The sequence below is a fragment of the Novacetimonas cocois genome (assembly GCF_003311635.1).
In the GTDB taxonomy this organism is placed as follows: Bacteria; Pseudomonadota; Alphaproteobacteria; order Acetobacterales; family Acetobacteraceae; genus Novacetimonas; species Novacetimonas cocois.
In genome coordinates, this window is record NZ_QEXL01000008.1 from 88,913 (window position 1) to 107,988 (window position 19,076).

At 60.5% G+C, this 19,076-nt stretch carries 13 protein-coding genes and 1 pseudogene; 4 read left to right on the plus strand and 10 right to left on the minus strand.

Annotation, left to right across the window (positions count from 1 at the left end):
- A pseudogene (locus tag NJLHNGOC_RS16755) lies at nt 1-60 on the minus strand (hypothetical protein); the annotation flags it as partial.
- Nucleotides 61-571: 511 nt separating this feature from the next.
- Between NJLHNGOC_RS16755 and NJLHNGOC_RS07470 the strand changes: the two are divergent.
- Both NJLHNGOC_RS07470 and dld read left to right on the plus strand, forming a co-directional pair.
- Nucleotides 572-2,080, plus strand: a complete 1,509-nt coding sequence (locus NJLHNGOC_RS07470; protein WP_113595817.1) for a carbohydrate porin — start codon at nt 572-574, stop codon at nt 2,078-2,080.
- 43 nt (nt 2,081-2,123) lie between these two features.
- Nucleotides 2,124-3,875 carry a D-lactate dehydrogenase gene (gene dld / locus NJLHNGOC_RS07475; protein ID WP_113595818.1) on the plus strand — a complete coding sequence of 584 codons (1,752 nt, stop codon included), beginning with the start codon at nt 2,124-2,126 and terminating at the stop codon, nt 3,873-3,875.
- A gap of 82 nt (nt 3,876-3,957) precedes the next feature.
- Here dld and NJLHNGOC_RS07480 read toward each other — a convergent pair whose 3' ends face one another.
- Entirely contained in the window at nt 3,958-5,175 is a 1,218-nt protein-coding gene (locus NJLHNGOC_RS07480; protein ID WP_239021397.1) for an MFS transporter, read from the minus strand.
- Between the two features lie 482 nt (nt 5,176-5,657).
- On the opposite strand from NJLHNGOC_RS07480, the gene NJLHNGOC_RS07485 reads away from it, so the two are divergent.
- Nucleotides 5,658-6,440, plus strand: coding sequence for a sulfite exporter TauE/SafE family protein (locus NJLHNGOC_RS07485; RefSeq protein WP_113595870.1), 783 nt, complete (start codon nt 5,658-5,660; stop codon nt 6,438-6,440).
- Between the two features lie 39 nt (nt 6,441-6,479).
- On the opposite strand, the gene NJLHNGOC_RS07490 is transcribed toward NJLHNGOC_RS07485, so the two are convergent.
- On the minus strand, nt 6,480-8,021 hold the full coding sequence (locus NJLHNGOC_RS07490; protein ID WP_113595819.1) for a flippase: 1,542 nt from the start codon (nt 8,019-8,021) through the stop codon (nt 6,480-6,482).
- Between the two features lie 101 nt (nt 8,022-8,122).
- Nucleotides 8,123-9,220: a UDP-glucose 4-epimerase GalE gene (gene galE / locus NJLHNGOC_RS07495; protein ID WP_113595820.1), complete on the minus strand. Its 1,098-nt coding sequence runs from the start codon at nt 9,218-9,220 to the stop codon at nt 8,123-8,125.
- 376 nt (nt 9,221-9,596) lie between these two features.
- Between galE and NJLHNGOC_RS07500 the strand changes: the two genes are divergently transcribed.
- Nucleotides 9,597-10,727: an acyltransferase family protein gene (locus tag NJLHNGOC_RS07500; RefSeq protein WP_113595821.1), complete on the plus strand. Its 1,131-nt coding sequence runs from the start codon at nt 9,597-9,599 to the stop codon at nt 10,725-10,727.
- Here NJLHNGOC_RS07500 and NJLHNGOC_RS07505 read toward each other — a convergent pair.
- From NJLHNGOC_RS07505 to NJLHNGOC_RS07530, 6 genes are all read right to left on the minus strand, one after another.
- Complete coding sequence (locus NJLHNGOC_RS07505) at nt 10,676-11,542, minus strand: glycosyltransferase family 2 protein (RefSeq protein WP_113595822.1); 867 nt, start codon at nt 11,540-11,542, stop codon at nt 10,676-10,678. The genes NJLHNGOC_RS07500 and NJLHNGOC_RS07505 overlap by 52 nt on opposite strands.
- 18 nt (nt 11,543-11,560) lie before the next feature.
- Nucleotides 11,561-13,597, minus strand: a complete 2,037-nt coding sequence (locus NJLHNGOC_RS07510; RefSeq protein WP_113595823.1) for a glycosyltransferase — start codon at nt 13,595-13,597, stop codon at nt 11,561-11,563.
- 25 nt (nt 13,598-13,622) lie between these two features.
- The gene (locus tag NJLHNGOC_RS07515) at nt 13,623-14,024 is read right to left on the minus strand and encodes a hypothetical protein (RefSeq protein WP_113595824.1); all 402 of its coding nucleotides are present in this window, start codon (nt 14,022-14,024) and stop codon (nt 13,623-13,625) included.
- Nucleotides 14,021-15,070 (minus strand): glycosyltransferase family 4 protein, encoded by a 1,050-nt coding sequence (locus NJLHNGOC_RS07520; protein ID WP_239021398.1) that lies wholly within the window; start codon nt 15,068-15,070, stop codon nt 14,021-14,023. The genes NJLHNGOC_RS07515 and NJLHNGOC_RS07520 overlap by 4 nt, the downstream gene beginning before the upstream one ends.
- A 49-nt stretch (nt 15,071-15,119) precedes the next feature.
- Nucleotides 15,120-17,354, minus strand: a complete 2,235-nt coding sequence (locus tag NJLHNGOC_RS07525; RefSeq protein ID WP_113595826.1) for a GumC family protein — start codon at nt 17,352-17,354, stop codon at nt 15,120-15,122.
- Between the two features lie 76 nt (nt 17,355-17,430).
- The gene (locus tag NJLHNGOC_RS07530; protein ID WP_113595871.1) at nt 17,431-18,888 is read right to left on the minus strand and encodes an exopolysaccharide biosynthesis polyprenyl glycosylphosphotransferase; all 1,458 of its coding nucleotides are present in this window, start codon (nt 18,886-18,888) and stop codon (nt 17,431-17,433) included.
- Nucleotides 18,889-19,076 lie beyond the last annotated feature (188 nt).

Below are 19,076 nucleotides of genomic sequence, written 5' to 3' on the forward strand. Positions count from 1 at the left end.
AATGGCGTTGAGCGCCGACAGCGCGCCGACGCTGAAGGTCACGACGGCAGCCCCCGCGCCATTCGCGCGGGCATAGCCTTCGGCGCTGAAGCCGCAGTTGAGTTCGTTGCAGCANNATAGACCTGCCGCAGCCCGTCAATTTCCAGAAGCTGGTCCAGCAGGACGAGGTTGTAATCCCCCGCGACCGCGAAATGATCCTTCAGNTCCGATCTGGGCCAGTCGCGTGCCAAGGTACCGTCCGACGGTATAGGTCATGCTTCATGCTTTCTGTCTGCGTGTTCCAGAATTCGGGGAGGATGGCACCGTATGCCCGTAGGACGACAGCGTCAGGAAACCCGAAATATATATTTGTAAGTCGCAAGTATTTATAAAAAGGACAATGACGGAATACGCATCACTCTCTTTTCCTTTTTCTTTAGGTCACGAAGGCGTCAATCCCTTTTTCGTGTGTTGCTGAATCGAGAAATGCAATTTTAAAAGCCATTTTATGATTCGCCTTCTGAAAATAATGAAGCGCGCCTATATCAATGGATTATATGATTTATACAAAATAGGACTCATGGGTTCACTTATGAGTTCCTGTTTTGCCTATTCTCCATCGCTGGCGCAGCCGTCATTTGCGAACAGGAATGTTCAGAAACCTCTGCATGCCCGTGCCGGACTGCATGATGATGGACCTGTTGTCGCGCCGGCACAGGAACCGGAGCCGGAAGCGGAACAGAAACAGGCCTCCAGACATGCCTCGGTTTCGACGCGGCTCAATACGATTTTCAGGACGGAAGGCCTGTCGATCCTGCTGAACAATCGTGAGGACGCCCTGCGGGTACGCGACCTGTCGGCAGGATATTATGCCTCGTCCGAGGCACCGGGACACATCCTGCCGCAGATCAGCGCCTTTCGCTCCCGCCTGCAACGCTATGGCGTGACGTTCCAGTTTACGTACAAGGGCGAGGCTATGGCCGATGTGGGCGGCGGCATATCACGCGGCATGGATTATGTGCATGAACTGACATTGCAGACCCAGTTCGATCTCGGCCGCCTGTTCGGGCTGAATGGCTGGACGGTGCATACGTTGCTGATGGAACGGGTGGGACGCGAAGTGTCCCATGACCGGGTTGGCGATTACAATATCAGCCTGATGGAAGTGTACAGCCTGTCCGGTCATTCCGTCGCGCACCTGACGGACATGTACGCGCAGAAATCCTTTCTGGGGAACACGGTGGACCTGGCATTTGGGCGCATGGCGCTGACGCATGTGTTTTCCACGTCGCCACTGTTGTGCAGTTTCATGATGACCTGTTCCGCACCCGTCGCCATCAAGCTTGATACGGGATTCAGCGTCTATCCCAAGGCGACGTGGGGGGGCAGGGTGCGGCTGCGTCCCACGCGCGATACGCTGCTGCAGATGGGGGCATACAACGTCAGTCCCCTTGACGAGGACATCAGCGGCTGGGCATGGGCGGGCGAGAAAAGTACGGGCCTCATGCTGCCGGTTGAATTTACGTGGCAGCCCTTTCTGGGGCCGCGCCGGCTGCCCGGCCATTATGTCCTTGGGTTTGCGCACGATACGACCCGTTATGCCGACAATCTGGGAAGTGTACCCGCCGGTACCGCGCGGGCGCATGCAGGGGAGGCGCGCGACACGTTCTATCTGGAGGCCGACCAGATGATTTATCGAAAAGGTGGCACCAACCAGATGGCGGGCGGATACGTGCTGGGTGGATACATCCATAATACGCCTGACGTTTCCGTCATATCGGATGAATTCTATATCGGGTCGTCCCTGCTTGGCATCATTCCCTATCGTCCCCATGACCGTTTCGGGGTGATGTATTCCTATTACCAGATCAGCCCCCGCACCACGGAGGGACAGCGCCTGCGCATGGATGCGGGGCTGCTGCCGGGGGGGCATGCCAATGGCGCGCAGACACATGCCGCCGTGCTGGAGGCCTATTACGGTGTCCCGGTCTATCCCGGCATCCTGGTCCAGCCAGAGTTCCAATACATGATGCGCCCGGGGGAAACCTCGCACATTCCCAATGCAGAGGTCGTGGGCCTGAAAGTCATCGGCACCCTGTAGGCAGTCTGCCGTCCGTTTCCCGCAACAGAAAGAAGATCCCGCCATGTTCGGAGCCCTGATATCCCGCCTTTCCCGCGCCCGTCACTCCAGCGGTGCGGATACCCCCTTTGTGGCGCAACTGCGCCAGATCGTGGGGGATGCGCATGTCCTGACGGACCCGGCCCGGACACTGCCATTCCGGCGGGGATTCCGCTTCGGGCTGGGAAACGCGCTTGCCGTGGTGCATCCCGGCTCGCTTGTGGAACAATGGCGCGTCATCCAGGCCTGCATGAAGGCGGACAAGATCGTGCTGATGCAGGCGGCGAATACCGGCATTACCGGCGGTTCCACCCCTGATGGCAACGATTATGACCGCGATATCGTCATCATCAGCGGCATGCGGATGAAAAAGATATTCCTGATCGGTGGTGGACGTCAGGTTGTCTGCCTGCCCGGCGCCACGCTGGACCAGCTTGAACGCACGCTGGCGCCCATCGGGCGTGAACCGCATTCGGTCATCGGATCGTCATGTATCGGGGCCGCGGTATTCGGCGGCGTCAGCAACAATTCCGGCGGGGCCTTGGTGCAGCGCGGGCCGGCCTTTACACAGATGTCGATCTTCGCGCAGGCCGATGAACAGGGCAACCTGCACCTTGTCAATCATCTGGGCATTGAACTCGGCTCCACGCCGGAAGAGATACTGGGCAACCTCGACCGGGGTGTCATTGCCGAAAAGGCGATCAACTGGAAGGCGGGCAAGGGGCATGATGACGACTATGCCACGCATGTCCGTGATGTGGAGGCCGATACCCCCGCGCGTTACAATGCCGATCCGGCGCGCCTGTTCGAAGGGGCCGGGTGCGCGGGGCGTATGGCCCTGTTCGCGGTCCGGCTTGATACCTTTCCGGCGCAGCGCAATCCGGCAGTTTTCTATATCGGGACGAACAATCCCGATGAACTCGAGGAAATCCGGCGGCATATCCTGACGTCGTTTTCCGAACTGCCGATCGCGGGCGAATACATCCATCGTGACGCGTTCGATATTGCCGAGGAATATGGCAAGGACACGTTCCTGATCATTCGCGCGATCGGCACCCGCCGCCTGCCGATGCTGTTCGCGCTGAAAAACCGCTTCGACCGCCTGACGGAACGGGTTCCTTTCCTGCCGGGGAATATGAGTGACCGGATACTTCAGTTCCTCAGCAGGCTTTTCCCAAAACATCTTCCAAAACGCATGTATGAGTACCGGGACCGCTTTGAACATCATCTGATGCTGAAGGTCGGCGCGGAACTGACGGACGAGGCACGTGCGTTCCTCGACAGTTTCTGCGCGCGAAGCGGGACCCGCTATTTTGCCTGCACACCCGATGAAGGGGCGAAGGCCTTTTTGCACCGTTTCGCGGCGGCGGGGGCGGCGATCCGTTATCGCACGACGCATCATCGCACGGTGGAAAACATCGTCGCGCTGGATGTCGCGTTGCGGCGGAATGATCGAAACTGGTCCGAAACACTGCCGTCGGAGCTTGATCGCAGGCTGATCGTGAAGCTCTATTACGGGCATTTCCTGTGCCACGTCATGCATCAGGACTATATCGTGCGAAAGGGTAATGACTGCGCCGCGATCGAGACGCAGATGCTTGGGCTTCTTGACGCAAGGGGCGCGCGTTATCCGGCGGAACACAATTACGGTCACCTGTATGCCGCGCCGCCTGCGTTGCAGCAGCATTACCGCAGCCTTGACCCATGCAACTGCTTCAATCCCGGCATCGGCAAGACCACGAAGCGCAGGAACTGGAAGGCCGAAAGCGTGGCCTGACCGGGGCGGCCGTCACCGAACGGCGCTTGCGGCGCATGGGAAACGGCCCCCCATGCGCCGTCATGGCCCGGAACGGGACAAGTCAGGAATGCAGCTGTTCCGATGGGGCGGAGGTCGCCTTTGCCGTGGCATGAAGGCGTGTCGCATCCCTGGACTGAAAATATTGCGCCAGAAGCACCAGTCCGAAGCCGATGGCGGCAAAGCATGCCGCAAGGATGGGCAGGCCGGCATAAGACCAGCGGGTGCCCACCACCACGCCGCCGGCCCATGCCCCGATGGCATTGCCGAAATTGAAGGAACTCTGGTTCATGACGGCCGCGATATTGGGCGCCGATCCGGAACAGGTCACCACATAGGTCTGTAACGGGGCCATCGGGGCGTAGATGAACACCCCCCACAGGAACAGCAGTACAAGGCAGCTCCAGACATGCAGGCTGCCGGGTGCCAGGCAAAGCTGCACCAGCGCCACGGACGCCATCAGCCCGGCGCACGAAGGCAGCATCTTCCAGTCCGCCAGACGCCCACCCAGCAGGTTGCCAAGGCACAGCCCCCCGCCGATCATCAGCAGCACGCCATCGATCACATGCGGCGTCAGGCCAGTGCGGATCTGCAGGAAGGGCGAAATGTAGGTAAACAGGGAAAACATGCTGGAGGAGGTGCACATTGACACCAGCATCATCGTCACGACCAGCGGCTGCGTCATGGCGCGGAACTGTTCACGCAGCCTGATGGGCGTTGCGGATTTTCCATCCTGCGGGATCCATATCCACATCGTGCCCAATGCCACGACGCCGATGCCGCAGATCAGCCAGAACGCCATGCGCCACGTGGTCATCTGCGCCACCACCGTTCCCAACGGCACGCCGAGGATCATGGCAAGCGTCAGGCCGATATAGACGAGGGAGAGGGCCTCGGCCCGTTTTTCCGGCACGACAAGCTGGGCCGCCATGATGGAGGCCGCGCCATAGAACGTTCCATGCGAAAATGACGTCAGGACGCGCGCCGCCATCAGGAACCAGTATCCACCTGCGATGGCGCTGCAGGCATTGCCCGCGATGAAGATGGCCATCATCAGCAAAAGCGTATCGCGACGGGAAAAACTGTTGGTCAGCACCGCCACCAGCGGGGAGGCAATGGTCACGCCAATCGCATAGCCCGAGACCAGAAGGCCCGCCTGTGCGATCGTGACATGCAGGTCGCTTGATAACTGGGGCAGCAGCCCCATGACAATGGTTTCCGTGGTGCCAAGGCCAAAAGCCCCGATTGCAAGGGCCAGCAGAGCAACAGGCAAGAACTCCATCCTTTTCGATGAGGGGCATGCAGTACGGGCGATATCCGCGTTTCATCGTTTTTCATACCGGGCATGCCTGCGCCAGTGCCGCCATGGGGCTTCTGATCTTCCTGATTTACCATTGCTGTCTGGTAAAAAACCTGAATGAACCTGCATGGCGCATGAAAAGGGAGCGATCTGCGGTATTTCTGGTTAATTCATATATAAATTCGCCTGTTCCATTGATGTATTTTATAAATACCATGCCATCTGCGATGTCCCGCCATTCAGGACAGGTCTCCGATGCCGGGCGGTCTCCCGCTGAAAGGCAAGGGGCCAGCAGGTTCGTGTCGGGGAAGGGAAATGGATTTTTAAAAATTCCTGATAGCTGTAAAAGGACACGCGGCCGGGATGCCGGATGCGGCCCCCTGGCCGTTATCGCAGGAAGCGTGAGGCCTGGTGGAGGGACGACAGATTGATGGGAATTCCCTGCTTTTATGGATGGCGGTGGCATGGTGTCTGATCCCGCGCACGTGCTGCTTGAACTGCTGTCGGGGGGCGTCGTGGGGTTTACCCTTGGCCTGATCGGGGGCGGGGGATCCATTCTGGCCGTGCCGTTGATGGTCTATGTGGTGGGGGTGTCGAACCCGCATGTGGCAATCGGGACCAGCGCGGTCAGCGTGGCGGTCAATGCCCTGGCGGGACTGGTGCATCATGCGCGCGCGCAGACCGTGAAATGGCGGTGCGCGGCCATTTTTGCGTCATGCGGCATCGTGGGGGCATTGGTCGGTGCCTCCGTCGGCAAGGCGGTCGATGGCAGGCGGCTGCTGCTGTGTTTCGCCATCCTGATGATCGGGGTGGGATTCCTCATGCTGCGGGGGCGGCATGATCGTGGATGCGCCGATGCGCAGTGCAATCGCCAGAACGCGTCAAAGGTCATGACCTTTGGCGGTCTGACCGGGCTGCTGTCCGGTTTCTTCGGGATCGGCGGCGGTTTCCTGATCGTGCCGGGACTGATCGCATCGACCCATATGCCGATCCTTAACGCCGTGGGCACGTCGCTGGTGGCTGTTGCGGCTTTCGGCCTCAGCACCGCGATCAGTTACATGATTTCAGGCTATATCGACTGGGGGCTGGCGGCGCTGTTCATTATCGGAGGAACAGTGGGAAGCTATGCCGGGATGCGGGTTTCGCGCCGGATGGCGGGATCATCCGGCGCACTGACCATATTTTTTGCCGGGGTGATTTTCTGCGTGGCGACCTACATGATCTGGCGCTGCGAAGCGGGGGGATAGCCCCTGCCTGTAGGATCGGGCCGACAGGCAGGGCCGCCATTATCCCTGTGAATGCCAGCCCAGGCCCTGCCGTCCCAGTGTCCATGCCTGACCAAGCATCTGGCGTATGGAGTTCCTTTCCTCATCCGCCAGACCCTGCCGCCACAGGACGACATAAAATATCGTCAGGCCAACCGCCGCGATCAGACAACTGACAAGATGTGAAGTATGGGGCAGCGCCAGCAGCAGGGCCCCCACGCCCGCGATCGCCGTTGGCAGCAGATGGCGTATCACCTGCGTCAGCCAGGAATACAGCCGGATGCCCAGACGGATGCGCACCAGACAGTCCATGACACTGCGGCTGGCCCATGCGAAAGCCGCGCCATTGACGCCGAACCAGTGCAGAAACAGCAGCAGCAGCGGTATATAGACGATAACCTCCACCACCGACAGCATGGCGTTCATTTCCGCCCGTCCTATGCCGTCAAGGAAACCGGCAGCCACCGCATCCATGCCGAAGACGAAGACCCCGATGCTCAGGCATTTCATGATAAGCGTGCTGTGCCGTGCAAAATCCGCCCCGACCCACAACGCCAGAATATCATGGCTGAAGATGGAGCCGATCAGGCAGAAGGGAAACAGCAGCCCCACAACCGTCAGGATGCTGTTGCGATACAGGGCGACGGTGGCGGCGGTATCCGTCCGCCAGCATGCGGCCATGGCGGGATAGGCGGTGCTGGTCACAGCCATGGTAATCATCGAAAGGCGGGCCACCACGTCAAACGCGGTGGTGTAGTATCCCGTCACTGCGGCGGACAGCACCGTCGCGATCATGAAGCGGTCCATATAGGACAGGATCGGAAACATCAGGTTGGAAATGGTCATCCACCCGCCAATCCGGAACAGCGGCCGCAACAGTGCGAATGCGGGACGGGCATGCCGCAGGGAGGGCATGATGCGCAGGCACACAAGCCCGTATCCCACCGTCATCGCCAGCCGGCATAGCGCAAGCACCAGCATGACGCCCACCAAGCTGTCCCAGACCTGAAGGATCAGCAGGGGACCAAGGTAATACATGATGGAAATGGGAATGTTGATCAGGTTCGCCGTGCGGAACGCCTGATACGCGGACATGACCCCCCACATCGCGGCGTTGATCATCACCAGCGGCGCGGTCGCGCACAGCACCCACATGGACACCATCGTCTGGTACCGCAGGTCCGCGGGAATTTTCAGACCATGATAAACCCACAGCCGCACGCACAACGCGGCGATCAGTCCCCCCACCAGCCCGAACAGGCCGAGCGTGAGGATACCGGTCAATGTCAGGCTGGCGCTTTCTTCTTCGCAGCCATCGGTAATGCGTTCGGCAATGGCGCGGGTCAGTGCACGTCCCAGCCCGAAATCAAAGATGCCGAATGTCCCGACCAGGCTGAGCGCGATGGTCAGCACGCCCCACCGGGCAAGGCCCAGCCTGTCGATGAGGGGAGGAGTGACCAGCAGGGCAACCGCGACCGGCCCGATACGGCCCAGCATGTTCCATCCTGCATTGAACAGTACCGTCTGCATGCGGGTCAGCCGCGCATGTTGCGAAGATGTCATGGAGTTATGATCCTGCCCGTTCTGCGATGGTGTGATATCGGGTCATGACGGTTCCCCATACGAATGGACCGTGCCGTGAACGCGGAATTCCAAAATCCGCGTTACGACGGGGTGGGTCGGTACGCTTCGTCCGCGATGACGGGAATGGGGAAGTCCGCGATATGCGGCGGCAGGGGGATTTGCGGGGTTTCGTGGGAAAATGCGGGCTGGGGCACGGGGGCCGCATATCCTTCCGGATGGGTCAGGCGCCAGCGGTAGGCGGTTTCGACGATATCATCAAGGGAGGCGATGCGCGGCGTCCATCCCGTTTCCGTCCGCAGCCGTTGCGAACCCGCGATCAGGATGGCCGGGTCGCCCGGCCGGCGATCGGCCCAGGACCAGTTGATGCGTTGTCCCGTGACGCGCTCGACAGAGCGGATGACATCAAGGTTTGAAAACCCTGTTGTATTGCCGACATTGTATGTGACGCTGCGTGTCTCGATCTGTTCCAGCGCGACCAGATGCGCATGGGCAAGATCGGTGACATGGATGTAATCGCGCACGCATGTTCCGTCATGCGTGTCGTAATCCGCGCCAAAAAGGGAAAGGCGTTCCCGGCGTCCCAGCGCGGTATCGATCGCAAGCGGGATCAGGTGGGTTTCGGGACGGTGATCTTCGCCCGCGCGTCCCATGGGATCCGATCCGGCGGCGTTGAAGTAACGCAGGCATGCACTATGCAGTCCGTAAATCTTTTCCGACCAGTGCAGGACACGTTCAATCAGGAACTTGCTTTCCCCGTAAGGGGAGCCCGGATTGACGTCCGCATGTTCCATGATCGGCTGCTGTTCAGGCGTGCCGAACAGCGCGGCGGTGGAGGAAAAGACAAACCGGCGGATGGAATGATATACGCACAGTTCGATAAGTTGCAGGCTGTTAAGGTAATTTTGCCGCAGGTAGGTAAATGGCGAACGCATGCTGTCCCCGACAAGGGAGAGGGCGGCGAAATGCAGTACTCCGTCGAACCTTTCGTGCTCCATGATCCCGCCCAGAAGGGCCTGATCCGAAAGATCGCCGACAATCAGAGGAACATCCGCAGGAACGGCTGCCCTGTGGCCCGTGCTGAGATTATCGAACACCACGACGGAATGACCTGCATCGCGCAGGGCAAGTACTACATGGCTGCCGACGAAACCGGCCCCCCCTGTCACAAGGTAATGCATCGGAATCTTCCTGTAATGTTGGGATGCCATCTGAACCAACCTGCCGGAATGATCCCTCTGGCTGCTTGTCGCGAACGACCGGAAGATGCAGCGGGTTCCACGGGGATGCGAAAGTCATAAAGAATTTAATATTACATTTTTCATTATATATTTTCTGATTAATATATAATCAGAGTAATATTTCATGGATGAAATGGTCGCGGAAATGTGCCGGATGCTCCTGTCATGGGGACCATGTCATTGCGTCTTGTGCAGGGACACGGAATGGAAATGACCGAAAATATTTTCCATCTTCCAGAACCGTACCGCCCGCTGGCCTGTTTCATCCGACAGATCATGTGACGGGCGTGATCCAATCCAGCACAGGGAACGGGATATGGGGGCTCCAAGACATCATTATGCGGCTCTGGATGGCGTGCGTGGTTTTGCAGCCCTTTCCGTCATGATCTTTCACCTTGGCCATTGGCTGGATGTGCCGGAACTTGCGGTCAACAGCGGACTGGCCGTGGATCTGTTCTTCTGTCTCAGCGGATATGTGCTCACGCTTTCCTACGGCATGCGCATGATGGGGCAGGGATCGCTATCCACGGGACAGTTCCTTTTTCGTCGGCTTGTCCGCCTGATGCCGGTCATCGTCGTAGCGACCATCGTCGGGGCGGCATATGTGCTGTCACGCGGCCATCTGAATGGGGAGGTCGTGTCATACGGTGTATTCCTGACTGCGGTCATGCTGTCATTACTTGACATTCCCTATCTGTCGGCACCGCGCGAGGTCGGCGGTCCGCAGGTTTTTCCCCTTAATGGCCCGCAATATTCTCTTTTCCTGGAAATTTTCATCAACCTGTTCTGGTGGGCGACACGACGCCTTGACCAGCGTTACCTGTCGCTGGCGGTCATCGTCATCTGCCTGCCGCTGGTGGGGATATACGGACTGGGGGGAGATGTTCCCGCGACATTCCTGAGTGGCTTTCCACGGGTCGGGGCTTCGTTTTTTATCGGTGTGGCCCTGTACAGGTTTGCGCCAGTCATTCCCGCTGCCATTACCGGCAGGATGACATTCGTCACAAGCCTGTCTGTCATGGCGTTACTGTTTTTCTGGCCGTATGCCGTTCCGCGTGGGGTTGAGCTGGCATGGATCGCGGTATTTTCGCCACTTCTGGTTATTTCGGGCGCGCGCGTGCGTCTTTCGCCCGGCCTGTCGCGGATGTCCCTGCTGGGGGGGGAACTGTCGTACCCGCTGTATGCGTTGCATTATCCGGTTTTCTGCTGGGTCAATGGCCTGTTTCATGCAACGATGCATGCACGCATGGCCCAGATTGAAATACCCCTTGTCTTCGTCATGGCAATTGCGATATCATTCGGTGTGCTCAAGGGAATTGACGAACCGCTGCGGCAGGTCATCTCCAGACGTTATCCGGGGAAAATCGCTGCCGTCCGCGCTCCTGCCCCGGTGGTCTATCCAGTCGGGGAAACCTCCATTGCCATCCCCGCACGGCAGGAAAGGTAGCCTTTCATTCTTCCAAGGAATGTCATTACATAGTAACGGGAAATTAAAAAATCACCTTTGATCAGGTAAAGGATGCTGCCTGCGATCGGCCGCAGAAGGAATGAAACGACCGTGGCGGGATCAAGACAGTTCTTGCGCATGACCCGCCCCATCCCGGCGCCATAGCCATAGGCGCGCGTGACGTTAAGTGCCACGGGCTTGTCCGCGTGAATGATGCGCAGGGAGGGAATATACAGTCCGGCAAATCCTTTTTTGAGTAAGCGCAGCGCCAGGTCCTGTCCCTCTGCCGATCCGAAAGGCGTTCCGGGGCCAAGGCTTTCATCGAACCCGCCAACGGCGATGAATGCCGGGCGACGGATGAAGAAATTGAATTCGATCAGGCAGGTCCAGACGGTGTGGCTGTCGATGACCGTTTCCTGCGTCTGCCATCGTCCGGAACGCCCGGCATTCCCTTCGTGCGTGATGACAGATCCGGTGATGAATTCAGGCGAGCGGACATTGCTGAACATCCGGTCAACCGTTTTCAGAACATTTTCAGTATAGATGCAGTCATCATCAGGAAAGGTAAGGATGTCCCCACCCGCGTGACGGGCGCCGAGGTTGCGGGCGTGATTGCATTGCCGGATGTCGCTGCGCAGATGCAGGATGCTCAGCTTTTCCGTAAACCGGGCGACAAGGGGAACAAGGCGGTCATCGTCATTCTGATCGACAATGATGACCTCGAACGTTTTCAGGGACTGGCGGGTCAGGGAAAGCAGAAGGTCTTGCAGTTCCTCCACCCGGCCCAGTGTCGGAATGATCAGGGAAAAGAACATGAAAAAACCCTTTTTCCGTTAAAGTGTCAGCATTTTTTCTGGGGCGACGTGACCGCGCATGGCATCGCGCAGCGCCAGCCAGTTGCCGATGACGCGACCCCGTCGGTCGATATAGGGTTCAGGCCATACGCTGCGCACGATGTTCATCGCGATGTTGCGCCCGATGCTGCGCAGGGCATGGTCAAGGGGAAATGTTCCCTTGCGAAAAAGATAAAGCGGATTGACCACCTGCGAATATCCCAGGCGACGTCCTGGCGTGCGTCCCGATTTGCTGCCCAGATGGACGCCTTTCGCCCCGTTGACGCGTACGATGCGCCCGCGCTGTCCCAGCTGGCGGGAAAAATCGATGTCTTCGTACCATGCATAAAGCGGCAGGCGTTCGTCAAAGCGCAGCCCGGCCTCGCGAATGGTGGAAAGGCGATAGGCCATGTTGCATCCATATCCGTTCCACGCCGGTTGCACGGCCGGCAGGGATGATGTGTCGTTGACGCGTGAATCCTCCAGCATGGCGCGTCCCTCGTCCACCGGCAGGCCCGGCCCTTTCGCCCCGTCCGCCAGGACACGTCCGGTTGCCACCACGATTTCCGGATCCGCGGCAAACGCGTCCGCGCAGCGTGCCAGGTAATCGGGATCGGCCAGGAAATCATCATCGAAAAACACGATGACATCCGCATCCCTGGCATGATCCAGTAGGACATTGCGCTGATGCGCCAGTCCGCGCGGTCCCTGCAGCAGGGTCACCCCGGCGGAAGCTTCCAGACCTGCTATGTCCTGTGCCGTGGGGGCGCATATGAGGATCTGCTGCGCGGGATGGGTCTGGCGACGCAGCTGGGCGACGGTTTCACGCAGGATTTCGGGGCGCCCACTGGTGGCGATCGCGATCGTGATCTTCATGTCGTGGGTGGCGGGCGCGGTATTCTCCTTCGGACTGTCAGACGCAGGCGCCCCCTGCGACAGCAGTTCACGCGACAGGGCGACATGCCGCAGGGCATAGGCGTGGGAGTTCAGCCGTGTGTGGATCCGCGCGCGTGCGCGTTCGACCATCTCCGCGCATCGATCCGGATCGCAGGCCAGCGTGACGATGGCCTGCGCCAGCGCCTGCACGTCGCCGATGGGAACATAGAATACGCACTGTTCATCGAAATAGTGGCGCAGTCCCCCGGTGTCGGTGGCAATGACCGGCAACCCGCGTATGGTCGCTTCCTCGATGACCGTAATGCCGGAGGCATGCAGGTTGCGTGTAAGCGGCACGACCACCAGGTCGGCCTGATCGTACAATGCGAACAGCGTGTCATTGTTCGTGGGGGTGATACGCGTGACATGGGGCGGAACATCAATGCGGTTGGCCGTGGCGATGGTGACGTGACACGGCACGTCATCGGGCAGGCGCGATGTCGCGGTGATGAGGGTGGTCCAGTCGCGATGGCGGTCATTGCCCAGCGACAGGACCCTGATGGGATCGCCGGACTTATGCGCCATCGGCGCATGGGGCGTCATCTCGTCCGCGCGGATGCCGAATTCCACCCATGCCATCCTCTGCCCCGGAAAGATGGTGCGTGCCCGGGCCATGTTTTCCGGCGACAGGAACGTCAGCAGGTCCGCGCGCGACAGCAGCAGGCGCATCATCCATCTGCGCCACCATGCTTCCTGGTCCCAGCGATCCATCAGCCACACGCTCTGGGCAATCAGCGGGGGATGGCGGGCGCGGGGCGTCAGGCGATACAGCAGCAGGACAGCCATGGCCTGTGCCTCGGTATGGGTCCAGACGACATCGGACGACAGGATCCCCGCCCGATTGCGCCACGCATGCACGAAGTCAAAGCCGATGAGGAACCGCACCCCGTAACGGACAAGGCGGGAGAGTGGATTTTCCACCCTGTCTTCGGACTGTTCGATGATGACATCCGGTCCCGCCGCGCGGTAATAGCCATAGGCATAGGGCTCGTTTATGCCGGGGATGACGCCCTTTTCCCATCGTGCGTGCCAGCTTGTGGCTCCATACCCGTAACTCAGCTGGACAAAGGCGCGCAAAGGGACATGCGACGGTGTTGACATGAATGTTTCTCCTGCTGCGCGGGACCTAGAAAATACCGACCGAGATAATCTGGAAATCACGTGCGGCCTGGCGGCCGATCAGGTCCGCATGGGCCGTGGCGGCGCGATGCGGCGTTGAAAATCCGTGGCAATACGCGCCCTCCAGCACCAGATGCATGCCAAAGCGCAGGTTGACGGTGCGGGCGAACCTGCCGCCATAGGCGTAAAGCGCCATGCGTGATGTCATCGGCAGCTGATAGGGATGGCTGATGAACAGCCGCTGGCTGGCGGGGTCGCTGGCGCTGCACCAGACGGACTGCGTGGGGGGGGCTGCGCGGGCGAACGGCGTGACGACCGCCAGCATGCCCATGCCAGCGCCTGCAAAGGTCATCAGGCATCGCCGGCGACACATGCCCGTGGGGCGGGCGGGCGGGCGATACCCCGTCATGCCGTTATGTCCTGCGCGATCTGCAGCAGGGCCTGCGCGGCCCTGTCCCATGTGAAGGAGGCCGCCCGCATCGTGCCTGCCGCGCGCAGTTCCTGTGCCAGGGCGGGCGTGTCAAGGATGCGCACGACGCTGCGGGAAATGTCTTCGGGGTCGGTGGGATCGGCATAGAGCGCGGCGTCGGCGCAGACTTCGTGCAGCACGGGAATGTCGGCCGTTACCACCGGACAGCCACAGGCCATGGCTTCCAGCGGCGGAAGCCCGAAACCTTCGTAAAGCGACGGGAAGACGAAGCAGGCCGCCGCGTCATAAAGCGCGCGCAGTTCCGCGTCGCTGACGCGCCCGACATAGGTGGCGGGTTTCGGCAGGACCTGGGTGCCGTTGGAATTGAAGACGGCATTGTTCACGCTGCCGCTGATGACAAGGGGGATCCCGCGCAGCGACAGGGCGCGGGCAAGGGCGTCGAGCCGCGTCAGGTTCTTGTGCGGCGCAAGGTTGCCGACCGCCAAGACGAAGCGCTGGCTTTTCAGGTCATGGCGCGCAAGGATCGTGGTGTCGGGCGTGACACGCGCGATATGGTCCGCCCCTTCGCCAATGACCGTGATCCGCGAGGCCGGAATGCGGAGATAACGCGACAGTTCCGCGCGGGAAAATTCGGAAACGGTAACCAGTCGTGTGCGGGTCCGGCACAGGAAAAAATGTAAGAACCGATACCACAGGCGGAATTTCCAAGAATAGGATTCCGGATGGCCGAATACGCCCGCGTCATGAATGATCACGATCTGGCGCCGCCCCCACAGCGGGGCCGTATTGCCAAGGTTGATCAGCACGCCATGACGCGCCGCCAGCGGGAGTTCGCACTGTTCCCATATCTGCCCATGCCGCCTGCCAACGGTGCGTCGTGGCAGGTTGGGGGCATCCTGCTCGGTAATCTGTGCATCGGGGAGCAGGATAAGCGGGGCGGGCCGTCCCTGCGCGGAGCTGACGCGGGCGAGGGCATGACAGATTTCGATTGCAAAACGCTGCACGCCGCTCAATGGCTGGGTCATGAAGCGTCCGTTGACATAGATGACTGGTCTCACCAAAACACTCCACACGTCAGCCCGGGGGCAGCAATCCATAATGGCTGTAGATCCGGAAAGGATGTTTCTCCGCCTCGCCCAGGCTGTGCGGGGGGGCCTGCGTCAGCACCGCGCCCAGCGTGCGGGCGTCATAGGTATGCAGCGTGCGCATCGCCTGTACCAGGGTGGACGCACTCGTCCGGCCCCATTTGACCACCATCACCACGCCATCGGTCTGGCGCGACAGGACGGCTGCGTCCGGGAAGGCCAGCGCCGGCGGGGTATCGAGCAGGATCATGTCATACTGCGATCCCACCTGTGCGAGTATGCGTCCCAGTTCCTCGGGCAGCAGCATGGCCCGGCCGCCACGATGCATCATTCCCTCGGGCGTCAGGATATCGACACCGGGCAGCACGTCGCGTTCCAGCCCCGCCAGAAGGGGATCGACCGGCATGTGGTTGTTGCGCACGATGCTGACCGCGCCCATGACGCGCATGGCCGACGGGTTGCGCATGTCACAGTCGATCACCAGCGCGCGCTGGCCGCACCGTCCCGTATTGGCCGCCAGCGACAGGGCAAAGGTCGTCTTGCCCTCGGCCTGCTCGGCAGAGGTCACCAGCACCACCTTGGCGCGAAAACGGCTGTGGCCGAACGAAAGGACGCTGCGGATCGATTCCACGGTTTCCAGATAGGCCGAACGTTCCCTGCTGGCGTACTGGCGCGACAGGGTGCCGGCGAATGCCGGGACAAGTCCCAGCGCGAACAGCCCCGGAATGGCGTCGAGTTCCGCCGTGCTGCGCACCCCCTTGCGCATCCGGTCGATGATCAGGGCGGACCCCGCCCCCGCGATAAGGGAAAACAGGAGGGCGATGGCCATGTACTGCGTGCGCGGCGGGCCATAGGGGCCAATGGGGGTGTCGGCGCGCGAAATGAGGTCGGCCTCCGCCACCTGCAGTTCCGCCTGCGTGGATGTCTGGGCAAACCGCCCCAGATAGTCCTGGTATACCGTGCGTGCCGCCGTGGCTTCGCTCTGCAGCTGGCGCAGGGTCACATCCGCCTCGTTCTCGGCGGTGACCTGTCCCTGAAGCCGGTTGACCTCGGCCGACAGGGCCGACACGCGGGCTTCGGCGCTGGCCAGTTCCTTGGCGGCGCTGTTGGCGATGCGGTGGACCTCCGCGCCGATGCGGCTGCGGACCTGGGCAGCCGCCGCGCGCACGGACTGAAGGTCGGGATTGCCATCCATGACCGTCTGGCTCAGGCTGGCGGCGCGGCTGCTGATCTGGGCCTCCTGCGCCTGGAGCTGCTGGATGAGGGGCGAAGAGACAGCGTCGGGGATGCTGTCCACGCTGCCATTGTTCAGCGCATTCCTGATTTCTGCGTACCGCGCGCGCCGGCTTTCCAGATCGCCGCGCGCGGTAATGAGCTCACGGTTCATCTGGATCAGCTGCTGGTCGGTGACGGTTGTGCCGCCATTGTCGTTGCTGGTGCCGTTCGCACCCGGCGCACGTTCCAGTTCCGCGGCGATCAGGCCATTCTTTTCCCGAAAGGCCTGTACCGCCTGTTCCGCCTTGCGCAGCCGTTCCCGCAGGGGGGCAATCTGTTCGTCCAGCAACGCGTTCGCCTGCCACGTTGCCGATATCTTCATGTGACGCTTGAAGTCGAGATAGACGTCCGCATACGCATTGGCGATGCGCGCGCTGGTCTGCGCATTGTTCATGCTGGCGGTAATGGTGATGATATAGGAACGTCCGTCGTTAAGGATCGTCACCCACTGATCCAGCAGCAGGCTGGTCGCCTGCAGCCGCTCGTCCGGCGTCATGGGAAGCTGCGGCGGCGGGGTGACGAAAAGGCGCGATACGGCATTTATGATGCGTTTGGTCAGCGGGACATGATCCAGCGCCTCGCGCACGTCGGGATCATCCACCAGGTCGAGTTTTTTTACCACGGCGCGTGCGATCGCCGGGCTGCGCAGGATGCTGACCTCGCTATTGACGGCCACGGTATCGACCTCGGGCGAGGAAACGGTGGCCTGCAGGTCGCGAAACGGGGCCTGCCGGGTGCCGACGATCAGGATGGAGGACGCGCTGTAATAAGGCCTGAGGGAAAATATCCCGAACCCCGCCGGCACCGCGATCCCCAGCGTTACCAGCGCGATGGCCAGGCGGTGGCGGTTCATGATGCTGAAGGCATGCAAGGGTGAAACCTGTTGCGTCGCCATCGGGTCCGGCGCCGCCGGGCCGTTGAATGATGCGGGCAATTGAAGCGTATTCATCGCTTGCGTCCTCTCGAAAGGGGAGGGGGCGGATAAAGGGGGCACAGCGGCGTCCATGACGCGGCGCGGACAGGGGTCAGCGCGCGCCTTTCTGTGCCAGTACCGCCGGGACGGTTTTCAGCAGGATTATGATGTCACGCCACAGGCTCCAGTTACGTACGTACCAGTTATCCAGCTGGACACGCCGGGTGTAGGACGTATCGCTACGTCCGCTGACCTGCCACAGGCCGGTGATGCCGGGACGGGTCGCCATGTAATATTCCAGGTCGGCGCCGTAATGGACCTCTTCGGCCATGACGATGGGACGTGGACCGACAAGACTCATTTCAAGGCGCAGCACGTTGAAGACCTGCGGCAGTTCATCAAGGCTTGTCTTGCGCAGGATCTTTCCCACCCGCGTGATGCGTGGATCGGACGTCAGCTTGCGCGTCGCCGCCCATTCCGCAGCCGCCGCCGGGTCGCGGGCCAGCAGATCGGCAAGGATGCTGTCGGCATTGACCGCCATGGTCCTGAATTTCAGGCAGCGGAAGGGCCGGCCATTGCGCCCGATGCGCATGTGGCCGAAAATCGCCGGTCCCCCGTCCAGCCGCACGAAAGCATAGATCACCGCCAGCACTGGCAGGAGCGCCAGAAGAACCAGCGACGCAACAAATAGGTCAAGTGCGACCTTCGCCCCGCGATGGAGCGGACGTTCAAGATTGCTGCGGAAGGTCATCATCATGCCGTCATGGCTGAAATATGACTGGCATCCATGATCCAGCGGCAGGCCCCGCATCGGCGGCATCAGCGAAAAGGGCAGGCGCGTGCGGGTGACATGTTCCACCACGTTGCGACCGTCGCCATCATGGACATCCATCACCAGCAGCAGGCGGGCCGCCCCGTGCCGCGCCAGCAGCATGCGATGCAGATGGGTGCCCGACATCCGCAGCAGGCGCGAAGGGGGAATGCAGCCGACCGAACGCAGGCCGGGAAAGCGTTCGCTGGTAAGGATTTCGATGGCGCGCGCACAGTCCTCCGGCTCCCCCGCAAGCAGCACGGGAATGCGCCACAGCCCCATGCCGTGCAGGACCCGTTTGGTTGCCTGGCGCAGCATGATGTCGATGAAGGGGAAGGCAAGGAACGGAAACAGCGCCGCCATGTCATGCATGTCGCGCCATGAAAGGATGACGAGGGCCGCGGCCGCCAGTCCCGTCGTCATGATGATCTGGGCACTTTCGGTCCAGAACGGCAGGCGATCGGTATAATGCCGCAGATAGGCAAGGTATCCGATCATCACGATGAACAGGGCGCATGAAGTGAAGAAAATACTTTCCACGTAATAAATGTTTTTTGGAAATAATATTTCTTCCAGCGCCAGGGATACGGAAAATGCGGCGCAGTCCGTGGCAATCAGGGCTGTCGCACATGAAAAATGTATGTGGCGCAACTGTGTTGTCGGAATGATGATCTCATCCACGTCGCGCAGGGAGGCATCGTCAAGCGGGAGCGCCGAAGGAGCGGTTCCGGCCGTTGCGGCGGAAAGATGAGCATCCATGATATACTCCGCATTATTACAGAACATGAAGAGCCAGAATATTTGATGCCACTTTTTTTCATCTGGTTCGGCCATGTCGGGGGAGCATATCCACGATTGCTCGTCTGGCCGTAACAGGCCGTATACGTGGCAGCAGGGCGGCAAGTTCCGTGGAATGGTTAAAAATTTATTTCCAAGAATAACGTAAA

Bases quoted from the DNA above. Each gene is read 5' to 3' on its own strand.
- NJLHNGOC_RS07490 (WP_113595819.1), bottom strand. From the start codon at position 8,021: ATGACATCTTCGCAACATGCGCGGCTGACCCGCATGCAGACGGTACTG.
- NJLHNGOC_RS07480 (WP_239021397.1), bottom strand. From the start codon at position 5,175: ATGGAGTTCTTGCCTGTTGCTCTGCTGGCCCTTGCAATCGGGGCTTTT.
- NJLHNGOC_RS07525 (WP_113595826.1), bottom strand. From the start codon at position 17,354: ATGAATACGCTTCAATTGCCCGCATCATTCAACGGCCCGGCGGCGCCG.
- NJLHNGOC_RS07515 (WP_113595824.1), bottom strand. From the start codon at position 14,024: ATGACGGGGTATCGCCCGCCCGCCCGCCCCACGGGCATGTGTCGCCGG.
- NJLHNGOC_RS07530 (WP_113595871.1), bottom strand. From the start codon at position 18,888: ATGGATGCTCATCTTTCCGCCGCAACGGCCGGAACCGCTCCTTCGGCG.
- galE (WP_113595820.1), bottom strand. From the start codon at position 9,220: ATGCATTACCTTGTGACAGGGGGGGCCGGTTTCGTCGGCAGCCATGTA.
- dld (WP_113595818.1), top strand. From the start codon at position 2,124: ATGTTCGGAGCCCTGATATCCCGCCTTTCCCGCGCCCGTCACTCCAGC.
- NJLHNGOC_RS07500 (WP_113595821.1), top strand. From the start codon at position 9,597: ATGGGGGCTCCAAGACATCATTATGCGGCTCTGGATGGCGTGCGTGGT.
- NJLHNGOC_RS07485 (WP_113595870.1), top strand. From the start codon at position 5,658: ATGGTGTCTGATCCCGCGCACGTGCTGCTTGAACTGCTGTCGGGGGGC.
- NJLHNGOC_RS07520 (WP_239021398.1), bottom strand. From the start codon at position 15,070: ATGACCCAGCCATTGAGCGGCGTGCAGCGTTTTGCAATCGAAATCTGT.
- NJLHNGOC_RS07510 (WP_113595823.1), bottom strand. From the start codon at position 13,597: ATGTCAACACCGTCGCATGTCCCTTTGCGCGCCTTTGTCCAGCTGAGT.
- NJLHNGOC_RS07505 (WP_113595822.1), bottom strand. From the start codon at position 11,542: ATGTTCTTTTCCCTGATCATTCCGACACTGGGCCGGGTGGAGGAACTG.
- NJLHNGOC_RS07470 (WP_113595817.1), top strand. From the start codon at position 572: ATGAGTTCCTGTTTTGCCTATTCTCCATCGCTGGCGCAGCCGTCATTT.